This window comes from Halomonas sp. 3D7M (assembly GCF_014897885.1).
In the GTDB taxonomy this organism is placed as follows: Bacteria; Pseudomonadota; Gammaproteobacteria; order Pseudomonadales; family Halomonadaceae; genus Vreelandella.
In genome coordinates this window covers 20,617-30,416 of the sequence record NZ_JABUZF010000277.1, presented here as the reverse complement: position 1 = coordinate 30,416, position 9,800 = coordinate 20,617, and the positions used below count along the sequence as shown (strand labels likewise).

Sequence of the window (9,800 nt, the reverse complement as noted above, 5' to 3'; positions counted from 1 at the left end):
GGGGCATATCCCAACGATCCTCGACTGTCTCAAAATCCTCCGGCGCTGTGCTGCCCGCCTCAATGCGTGCCAGCGCATCCAGCGTTGTTCGAACACCGGCAAGATCAGCGACACAAGCGCCCTGCGGCTGCGCCACCTGCTGGGCAAGGTAATGGACGCTGCCGGGGCGCTGACAATGGCCAGTGGTTGGCTGCACTAGGCCCGCGAGGATTTGGGCTAGGACTGTTTTGCCGACACCATTACGCCCCACCAACCCGGTTGGGCGGTTATCGAACTGCTCGTGAAGATCAGTGAAAAGCGTTCTGCCATCCGACAGAACGTAGGAAACACCTTTTAAGGTGAGATAGGTATTTGTCATGTGTGATTCCAACGATGCCAAGAACTCTCTCTAGAACCCTCCCAAGAACCATTTCAAAGACGATCCTTGCTACTGGGGGGATGGAGACTGGCCGTTATTGCAACGGCGGCATCAATGGTTCATTGGACAAATACCTCTGCTAAACGTGGGAGGATTTAAACCATAATACAAATAACACTCGCTAGCTATGAGCTGTTAGGAAGATTTTCGCTCAGCGCTTTTTAGCGCAATGCCGGGTGCCGATGACTAGGCAAAAGATAACTGCCTGGGCTATCGCTATACTGGTAATTACTCCTTTCCAGGCCCATATCGCAAAGGCATACGCCGCAAGGCTTGCGCCCATTGCGCCGCCTAAATAGTAGCAAGAGAGGTATATGCCAGCGGCAACACCGGCGGGTACGCGGCGCGTACTGCTTAATAACTGGGTCGTCACTGTTTGGAACAGATAAGTTCCTATGGCAAACAGCGCCACGCTCAGCATGATAGACAGGCGTGTTGTGCTAATCAGCCACAGCGATGCCCAGATTAACGCTATGAGTGATATGGCAATCGCTACTTCGCTTAGGTAGCGCCGCAATACGCTGGCAGTGAGCACGCAGACAAGTGCGGGCAGGCACGCCAGATAGATCGTGCCGATCTGCTGTGAATTCCAATGATAGGGTTCTTGGGCAAGCCATAGACCCAGTGCCGTAAACACCGCGCTTTGCGTGAAGAGCAGTGCAAAACCCGTGAGATAGGCAATGAGCAGCGTACTGTCAGTAAGCGCGCGCCTTGTATATGCCTCCGACGTTTGATGCCGTTCAGTACGCTGCATTGGTTCAGCGCCAGTTGTTTTCAGATAAGTAATTTTCGGAAGAAGATAAACCGCCACCGCCGATAGCATCATTAGGCATGCAGAGCTTAAGAAGCCCAGCTCCCAACCCATGGCACCAACCGACCAAGCAGGGTAAAACCGGCTGAGTGTGCTGCCAACTATAGTGCCGGTCACGTACAGCGGCACGAAGCTGCTTGGTCGCTGAGAGACCAAATTCATCGTCGCGGTTAATAGGAAGGGAATGACAATGCCCTGGCCTAGCCGCAGTACGAAAAGCACATCTTGGCTAGTCGTCAATGCCATTGAGGCGTTAATCGCGGCCAATGTGAAAAAGCCAGCTATCAATAAGGTCGAAGGGTTGGCGTGTTTTGTCGCAGCGCCAGTCAGTGGCGCGGTGAACATCATTCCTAGCAGCGACGCCATCGTTAACCAGCCAGCGCCAGTGGCCGTTGTTCCGAAGCGCTCGACTAACGCTGGAAACAGCGCCTGAAGCTGGTACAAATTAAAAAAAGCGCCGAGCGATCCAATGATTAAGGCCGTACGCATGGCTTATTCCTGTTTAGACAGGCATTACCATACGTACGCTCAAGGCTCGAATGAAGGTCGGAATCGGTATCGCAGTGATAGCTGTTTCGACAGAGTGCAGCATCAGAAATCAGCGTATGCTGTGGTCACCGGAGGAGCGACGAGATGGTCGAACTGAAACAGATTAAGCACTTTGTTGCCGTTGCTGAGGAGCTTAACTTCAGACGCGCTGCCGAGCGATTGCATATTACCCAGCCACCGCTGAGCCAGAGCATTAAATCATTAGAAGAAACCGTGGGTGTGAAGCTGTTTGAGCGCAATACCCGAGGTGTCCAGCTCACCAAAGCAGGCGAGGTCTTTCTTGGTGAAAGCTTGGAGATACTCAGTGCTGCACAGCGAGGCATCAGCGTTGCTAGGCAGGCAGCCCAGGGTGAAGTCGGCACGCTGCGCCTTGGGTATTCGGCCAGCGCGATTTTCTCCAACTCCCTCACCTCGTCCCTGGCTAAACTGCTCACCGAGCGCCCGCTGATCGAACTGCAGCTATGCGAAGGGAATGCCCTCTTACATATCGCATCGCTGAAAGCGGGTAAGCTTGACGCTGCGGTACTACGAGCTGAGCTGGACAAGAACGCTCTGGCGGGTTTATCGGTTTCCAGACTGGGAGATGAACCGCTGCTCGTGTTACTCCCCCCAGGCCATCGGCTGCAGGCAAAGCCTTCCATCAATTTTAGCGAAATAGCCAGCGAGCGGCTTTTACTCCAACCCGCCACGCAAAGAACATTTCTGAGGCGCCAACTGGAGACATTGGCCGATAAAGCAGGGGTTTCTCTCAGCCATGTTGTGGAAGTGCCCGATATTGGCAGTATGCTGTGCTTCGTTGGCGCCGGTATTGGCATTACCATCCTGCCCGCCAGCGCCGCGTCGATGGCTCACGGGCTGGTAGCCATACCGCTTGCCGACGGGGGCTCTTCCCCGCCGCTACTGTTAGCCTACAAGAAAGACAACCCTCTGAGTGAGCAGCTTAGGAATCTCGTTGAAGCGCCTCCTTCATAAGCTTGGAGAATGGCGTGATAGCAAGCCCCAACACTTGCGCTGCTTTTGCCCAACCACACAGAAATTAAGGTAGATGTGTTTGGCTTATCGCGGCATTGGCTCCTAGACTGAAGTCTCGTTTCTTTTGAGATACCCGACCTATGCGTGTGTTTTCTAATCCGGTCGGTGCCGGTTCACTCTGGTTTGATAATTTGGTGACCGCAGACGGTGTGCCTGTGGCTTACGACCCGCAAGCGCGTGCCTTTCTGCCGATGCCGCCCTTCTGCGCCAACCGCGAAGTCATTGGTTGCAACTGGATTGCGCCTAAGCAAGGTGAATTCTGCCGCGCCTGCGCGATGACGGCCCTAGCACCCGACCCTTCCATTTCAGATGCCATGCCCAATTGGGCGCAAACGGAGGCAGCTAAACGCTGGGTAATCGACAACCTTGGCCGTTGGAACTGGTTTCGCCCGGAAGACCCTGGCGCGCCACCCGTATTTCATATGCTGGCCGAAGGGGGAACGCCGGTGCCCATGGGCCATGTGGGCGGTGTGGTTACCATCAGTGTCGCAGAAGCTGATGCAGTGTTACGCACAACTCGCAAAGAGGCATTGGCAGAGCCTTACCGCACGATGATTGGCCATATGCGCCATGAAATCGCCCATATGCTGTGGTGGCGGCTGAGCTTACGGGATGACTTTCTTGATGCGTTTCGTGAGATGTTTGGCGATGAGCGCGAGGATTATCCAGCAGCGTTGCAGCACTATTATCACAATGGCCCACCCGTGGATTGGCGGCAGCGATTTCTGTCTACCTATGCGTCCTCCCACCCTCATGAGGATTGGGCGGAAACCACCTCGCACCTGCTGCACCTGACCGATATCACCGATAGTTTTGTGTCGGCGGGCATGACCTCTCCAGCCTTGCCCAACACCTATGGCTGGGATGCTTACGCCGAACCGGACGCTGAGCGCTTGATTCATATCGCGGCATCATTAGTCGCCGGGGTTAATCATGTAAACCGCTCAATGGGACTTTCGGATCTTTATCCGTTTGTGCTTTCCGACGCAGCGATGCGCAAGCTAGCCTTCGTGCATAATTGGCTGCGGCGCGGTGCTCAAGGGCTTTAATTCGCATCTGCAACAGGCCCTGGGGAAGCCAGCGCTTTAGCCAGGGCCTACCATCGATAAACGCGTTAGCTTAGTTGCATAGTGTCAATCGCCGCCGCCACCCTTTTCCGCGCATCGCCTTGCAGCGTTTGTAGCGGCTGGGGCAAACAGGGTTGGCTTACTGTTCCGGTAAGTTCTGCAATAGTAGCAACTACCCGCAAGCTGCCGCCGAAGTCGCGGTAGAGCGCCCATAACGGTTCAAGCGCAGCGGAAAGCGCGTTGGCGTCTTTTGCGTCTCCTGCTTGGGCGGCACGGGTTAGCGCCAGCGCAGTTTCAGGGTATAGCCCACCAATCACCGAGTACCAGGCATCGCAGCCAGCCAGCATGCCCGTGGCGGCCGCTGGGTCGCCGCTAATGCCGATGGTTACGTCGCTGGGAATTAATCCCCGCAGCCGTGCTACGCGCGCCTGTGCGGCGGCGATATCATTCTGCACTGGAGGAATTTTAATCGAGCGAACCTGGGGCAGTTGAGCGATGCGACCATGCAGTTCATCACTGAATTCAAAGTGCGTAGTGCCTGGGTTGTCATAGACACATAGCGGCACACTCAGCGAACGACAAACCGTCTCGAAAAGGCCAAATACCTCATCCTCGGTCAGCTTTTGATAGGAAACTGGCGCCAACAGCACGCCACTAGCGCCTGCTTGCTGGGCGCTTTCTGCATTGGCCAGTACATCACGGGTGCGGAGCGAACCTATGCCTACCACCACTGGCACGCTGGCGGCATGCTCAACGCATAGCTTGGCTACGCGGGCGCGCTCTTCACCACTTAAATAAGCGTAGCTGCCCGTCGACCCCAGCACGCCGATAGAATCCACCCGCGCTTCCACCAGGCGTTCCACTAAACGAGCAAACTCATGCTCATGTATGCCCTGCTCGTTCATGGGGGTTAGCGGAAAAGCGCTCAAACCAGTGAACATGGTGAATGATCCTTTTACGATGACAGTTAAGAGACTATTAACATACGTGATGCTGCATGATGAGGCTAGCGAGTCTCTCAAGGTTAGTTAGCAATTATGTACAAGCATTTGATATCCAGGAGCGCATAAGCTAGGTGGTAGTACTTAACCAATAGCGCTTAACCAGGAGAGGCTTGGCATGGCAAATACAAGCCGGTTTCAATTCATCAAAAGTCAGCATGTGCCAACACTGACGGTGCTTCAGGCGGCAATTGAAGATTTCAGCTATGACCGTCATGCCCATGAGGAATTTGCCTTCGGCGTAACGCTGGCCGGGCGTCAGGATTTTTTTAGCGGCGGGCAGTTTCACAAAAGCCCGCCGGGCAATGTGATTCTGTTCAACCCTGAGGAGGTTCACGATGGCCAACCAGGCGGTGAGCATGCACTGGACTACCTGATGGTTTATGCCCACCCAGAACAGGTCAAGCCGCTGTTCGCGGATGCGCTTGGGCGCGAACATGCCACGGATTTTCGTTCCAACCAAACGCTGATTCAGGATGTGCAACTGCGCCACGCCATTTTGGAACTGGCGCGCTTGGTCACCTCCCAAGCAGGTAGCTGTATTGATCAGGAAAATGCGCTTTATCGGGTTATCGAGAGAACCGTTCAACTCGGCGGCATTTCACAACCCAACCCCATCACAAGCCGACCTGATGCCCTGCTAGGTCTGGCTAAGGAGTATATCCACGCCCACTTGGAAGGCGATATGTCGCTGGATGATATTTGCCAGGCAGCGCATTTATCCAAGTACCATTTCTTGCGCCTGTTTCGCCAGCATTACGGCATTACCCCCCATCAGTACGTGATTAATTGCCGAATCAATGCGGCGCGTACTGCACTAGACGCCGGTGCCCCACTTAACGAAGTGGCGCTACGCTTTGGCTTTGCTGACCTTAGTCATTTTAATCGGCGCTTTAAGCGCATTTATGGCATGACACCCCACCAATACCAACGCGATATCGCGCGTTAATCCCCAGTTTTAGAACTGCCATTAAACAAACGAGGCTTCACCATGCTAGGAATCGTCGCCTATGCCCTGGGCGCTATGTATACGCCTGGGCCTGTGAATCTGCTGGGCTTAAGCGTTGGCATCAATGGCCAAGCCAAAAAATCGCTCGGTTTTTGTCTGGGAGTAGGCACCGCGATGTTTACTTACTTATTACTATTGGGCTGGGCAGGTGCCGCTTGGATCGACGATGAAGCACTGATCGTCGTGAGTGCGTTGGGGTGTAGCTATATTGTTTATCTCGCAATAAAAATTGCCCGTTCAAGCGCTGATTTAAGTAGCGACTTAAACACCCAGTTAAACAACCATGACCACACCGTACATCTGCTGCGTTTTCGCGATGGGCTGGTGATGCAACTGCTTAACCCAAAAGCCATTATTGCCACCCTCCCCCTTGCCACACTGCAATTTCCTGCGGCGGGTATTGAGGGGATTAGCTTGGTGGTTTGGGCATTCGGGCTGGCAATATTAGCCGCTGGCGCACCCGGCAGTTATGTCTTGATGGGCAGTTTGGTTGGCCAGCGCATTCAAAGCGCAGGGATCATTCAGGGCTTCAACTGGGTAATGGCGGGGCTGCTGGTCGCCGTGGCGTTATCGATTGGCTATGAGCATGTTTGGCTGCCGCTTAACGCTAGCTAGCCTGATGACACAGGTAGCGAGCATTCTAACCATTGATTGCTCGCTACATTTGCAGTGTGTCACACACCCTCTTGCGCTCTGGCAATAGCGGCAGAAATAGCTGACTTTGCCTGCGGGCTATTTTTCCAGCAGGTGGTGTGCAGCATGGCGGCCACCATTTCTGCTATCTCATCAACTTGGCGGGCGGCCAGCTCAGCAAATGAGTCGATACCAATCTCTTCAAAACGCTTGAGGACGGTAGGGCCAACACCTTTGACACTCAAAAGCGCATCTCTTTCTGCATCAGAAAAGGCCACTCATATACTCCTCTTTAACAAGATCTCTGGGTTTAAAAGACCTCTGGGACGCTCGCGTTTTAAGTGCGCGCCTCTGACCAAACCGCAAACTCATTGCCACTGGGTTCTAGGAAGTGAAAGCGAAAGCCGCCTGGGAATTCGAAAATAGGCTGAATGACGTCACCGCCGCTTTGCTCTACCTTTTCGAGCGTTGCGTTAATATCCGCGCTATAGAAAACCAGCAGTGCGCCGCCATTAGCGGTTCGACTGCAGGCATCTGAATGATAAAAGCCGCCATCTAATCCCTGGTTGGAAAACGCGCTGTATTCAGGGCCGTAATCGACGAATTCCCAGCCGAACACCGCCGTGAAAAACGTTTTTGTCGCCGCTAAATCTTTCGCTGCAAACTCGACGTAATTAAGCTTTTCATGCAGGTGCATAGGTCTGTTCCTTTACGTTGCCGAATTCAGATTATGAGCACGTTTAGTTGCCACTCAGTGACAGCTTAGCCTAACGTGACTGCTTAATAACCAGTTCAATCGCTTGCTTAACGTACGCGTACATTACCGGGCAAGTGCTGGCTCTGGGGCCTGCCACGTTTAAGACGCTAATGTTGCGATCATGCACAAAGTCGGCCAGCAACATCGCCGCGTGCAGTGGGTCTATCAGCTCAATATCAATTAGCTTGTAGGGTTTTGATTGCTGAATACAGAAAAGTGCAGTGGCTTCTGTTCCCCCTTGAAGATAAGACGCATAGAAGATAGCGGTGCCATCCGCGTTCTGTACATTTTGATGGTTGCGCTGACGGTAATCACCGCTGACCTCTTCGAGGGTATAGATACTGCTCATTGGCCCATCTTCGGCCATTCTGCCCACCGGACACGTTCCACCAATGGGAAATTCTAATGTTAAGGCAGCATCGAGAGCCGCCCTATCAGCGCCCGTTTGGCCGCCACTCATAATTTTGGAAAGCATAAATTAGCCACGTGTCTCTGATCGAGCGGCAAACGCGTTTGCCACGCGGTGTTGTAAGTGAAAGCGGACGTTGTAAAACCTACTGCCCGAAGCCTATCCCCAAGCTCAGTGCTTGAAGACCATCGAACTCAACGCTAACGTCGTCTGAAAACACCGGGTGCCCTTGCACCACCATGTTCACTGCTGCCTGAGAACCGCGGTAAGTAACGGTTACTGTCAGTTCTGCAGAGGTGTTAATCGGCGCGAATAGACCATACTCAACGCTATCAACACTCACCGAAGACAGACCGCGATCATCCAATTGCTGCTGCACTTCTTGTTTTACGGCGACACCGTAATAGATATAGATGCCCACGTAGCCAATTGCCAGTAGTACGATCAGTGAAAAGAGCTTCCCCATTACTTCCCCCCAGTGCGACGAAATCCTTATGGTTGCCGCCTTCGGCCAGCAATCACGAGCGCTGATAATGCCTGCGGTAGTAAGTAGCTACAAGCACTGAAAAATGAACATTATTTACAAACAAGCGAGAAGGATTCTAATGGTGAGGTGTCGGGAGTAAGTGGCATGTTGCTCACTGCGAACATTGCCCGCAGCGACGCTTCCCCTTTGGCACTGAAAACGATAACGCGGGAGTCTTCCTCCCGTTTCGCCCAGCCAAGCGCCTGAATTCGAGCAAGCAGAGCCGCCCCGAGCGCGCCGGCAAGATGATTCCTACGCTCGCTCCAATCCAAACACGCTCGACAAAATGATCGCTTCGAAGAAGCCAGCGCGTCTGCATCAATGCCATGTTTCTGGAACCACAGCCGTCCCTGGTTAGTCAGCTGTAGTCCGCCTGGAAGCTGCTGAAGGATATCTGTCTCGAGCATCTGTTCGTACACAAAAACCCCCAGCTCCCCTGCAAGGTGGTCGTAACAAACTCGGGCCTTGCGCAGCGCAGGGTCGCGCGGGCCGATGGACAGATGCTTATCGTCGCCTCGGAAAGCGAGGCCCATCAGCGACTCCAAAAGTTCAGCAACATGTGGCCCCGCCAGCCTAAAATAGCGGTGGCGCCCCTGCTTTTCGACCGCGAGCAATCCTTCCTCTCGCAGCTTTCCGAGGTGGAAGCTCATGGTTTGCTTAGTCACACCGGCCATATTTGCCAGTTCAGTCGCCGTTAGCGCGCGATCAGACATTAAGGCACAGAGCGCTTCCGCCCGAGCGTTATCTCCGATCAGTGCGGCAACGCGCACAATGTTAGGGGCTTCATTCATGGTTCGATCTTAGTCGAACCATTTGGGTGCGGCAATTAGGTATCGTCTCCGTTGCCTTTCAACGGAGATAATCAGATGAGCATTACCTGCATCATTCGCTACGAAATCGACCCTTTCCAACGCGACGCTTTCAAGCAATACGCCAAAAACTGGGGAAAAATCATCCCCTGGTGCGGTGGCCATCTTATTGGCTACTTCCTGCCTTTAGAGGGCACCAACAATATCGCCTGGGGCCTAATAGCCTTCGATAGCCTGGCTTCCTATGAGGCCTATCGCGCTCGGCTGAGATCTGATGAAGGAGGACACGCGAACTTCACAATGGCCCAAGAGCAACGATTCATCCTCAAAGAGGAGCGCAGTTTTGTTGAGGTGGTAGACGGCACCTTGGGCATTGAAGCTGTCGATGTAATGAACGTATCGACGTAACGACGCTGTGACTATAAAAGAGTCTGAGAATATAAAGAGCTTATGAATATAAGGAATTGGCCATGATCGCTGTGATCTTCGAAGTGTTTCCACATACTGACCGTTATCAAGACTACTTGGATACTGCCAGCGCATTACGCCAAGATTTGGAAGCTATCGACGGTTTTCTATCGATTGAGCGCTTCGAGAGCCTGGCGCAGCCCGGCAAAGTGCTGTCGCTGTCTTTTTGGCGAGATGAAGATGCCGTGAAGCAGTGGCGTTCGCTTGAATCTCACCGAGCGGCTCAGAAAGCTGGTCGACAAGATATCTTTGCCGACTACCGGCTGCGTGTCGCTTCCATCATCCGAGATTACGGAATGAACGCCCGGCTC

The 9,800-nt window shown here is 53.5% G+C and carries 14 protein-coding genes; 6 read left to right on the top strand and 8 right to left on the bottom strand.

Going from position 1 to position 9,800, the window contains the following annotated elements; all coding sequences use genetic code 11:
• Positions 1-358 (bottom strand): ATP-binding cassette domain-containing protein (locus INT22_RS19980; RefSeq protein WP_193068805.1); only part of this gene is annotated, 358 nt, incomplete at its 3' end.
• Positions 359-569: 211 nt separating this feature from the next.
• Positions 570-1,718, bottom strand: a complete 1,149-nt coding sequence (locus INT22_RS19975) for an MFS transporter (protein ID WP_193068804.1) — start codon at positions 1,716-1,718, stop codon at positions 570-572.
• Positions 1,719-1,862: 144 nt separating this feature from the next.
• Here INT22_RS19975 and INT22_RS19970 point away from each other — a divergent pair, with 144 nt between their 5' ends.
• Both INT22_RS19970 and INT22_RS19965 read left to right on the top strand, forming a co-directional pair.
• Entirely contained in the window at positions 1,863-2,750 is an 888-nt protein-coding gene (locus tag INT22_RS19970; RefSeq protein ID WP_193068803.1) for a LysR family transcriptional regulator, read from the top strand.
• 140 nt (positions 2,751-2,890) lie between these two features.
• Positions 2,891-3,859, top strand: coding sequence for a zinc-binding metallopeptidase family protein (locus INT22_RS19965; RefSeq protein WP_193068802.1), 969 nt, complete (start codon positions 2,891-2,893; stop codon positions 3,857-3,859).
• Between the two features lie 65 nt (positions 3,860-3,924).
• Here INT22_RS19965 and INT22_RS19960 read toward each other — a convergent pair whose 3' ends face one another.
• Complete coding sequence (locus tag INT22_RS19960; protein ID WP_193068801.1) at positions 3,925-4,818, bottom strand: dihydrodipicolinate synthase family protein; 894 nt, start codon at positions 4,816-4,818, stop codon at positions 3,925-3,927.
• Between the two features lie 178 nt (positions 4,819-4,996).
• On the opposite strand from INT22_RS19960, the gene INT22_RS19955 reads away from it, so the two are divergent.
• Both INT22_RS19955 and INT22_RS19950 read left to right on the top strand, forming a co-directional pair.
• Positions 4,997-5,827 (top strand): AraC family transcriptional regulator, encoded by an 831-nt coding sequence (locus INT22_RS19955; protein ID WP_193068800.1) that lies wholly within the window; start codon positions 4,997-4,999, stop codon positions 5,825-5,827.
• A 42-nt stretch (positions 5,828-5,869) separates the two neighbouring features.
• Entirely contained in the window at positions 5,870-6,502 is a 633-nt protein-coding gene (locus tag INT22_RS19950; protein ID WP_193068799.1) for a LysE family translocator, read from the top strand.
• A gap of 59 nt (positions 6,503-6,561) precedes the next feature.
• Here the strand turns inward: INT22_RS19950 and INT22_RS19945 are convergent, their stop codons facing one another.
• From INT22_RS19945 to INT22_RS19925, 5 genes are all read right to left on the bottom strand, one after another.
• Positions 6,562-6,798: a helix-hairpin-helix domain-containing protein gene (locus INT22_RS19945; protein ID WP_193068798.1), complete on the bottom strand. Its 237-nt coding sequence runs from the start codon at positions 6,796-6,798 to the stop codon at positions 6,562-6,564.
• Positions 6,799-6,857: 59 nt separating this feature from the next.
• Positions 6,858-7,217, bottom strand: coding sequence for a VOC family protein (locus INT22_RS19940; RefSeq protein ID WP_193068797.1), 360 nt, complete (start codon positions 7,215-7,217; stop codon positions 6,858-6,860).
• Between the two features lie 70 nt (positions 7,218-7,287).
• The gene (locus INT22_RS19935; RefSeq protein ID WP_193068796.1) at positions 7,288-7,752 is read right to left on the bottom strand and encodes a YpsA SLOG family protein; all 465 of its coding nucleotides are present in this window, start codon (positions 7,750-7,752) and stop codon (positions 7,288-7,290) included.
• Positions 7,753-7,831: 79 nt separating this feature from the next.
• On the bottom strand, positions 7,832-8,152 hold the full coding sequence (locus INT22_RS19930) for a hypothetical protein (RefSeq protein WP_193068795.1): 321 nt from the start codon (positions 8,150-8,152) through the stop codon (positions 7,832-7,834).
• A 110-nt stretch (positions 8,153-8,262) separates the two neighbouring features.
• Positions 8,263-9,003, bottom strand: coding sequence for an ArsR/SmtB family transcription factor (locus tag INT22_RS19925; RefSeq protein WP_193068794.1), 741 nt, complete (start codon positions 9,001-9,003; stop codon positions 8,263-8,265).
• Positions 9,004-9,078: 75 nt separating this feature from the next.
• Between INT22_RS19925 and INT22_RS19920 the strand changes: the two genes are divergently transcribed.
• Complete coding sequence (locus tag INT22_RS19920) at positions 9,079-9,429, top strand: NIPSNAP family protein (RefSeq protein ID WP_193068793.1); 351 nt, start codon at positions 9,079-9,081, stop codon at positions 9,427-9,429.
• A 62-nt stretch (positions 9,430-9,491) separates the two neighbouring features.
• Positions 9,492-9,800 (top strand): antibiotic biosynthesis monooxygenase family protein (locus INT22_RS19915; RefSeq protein WP_193068792.1); only part of this gene is annotated, 309 nt, incomplete at its 3' end.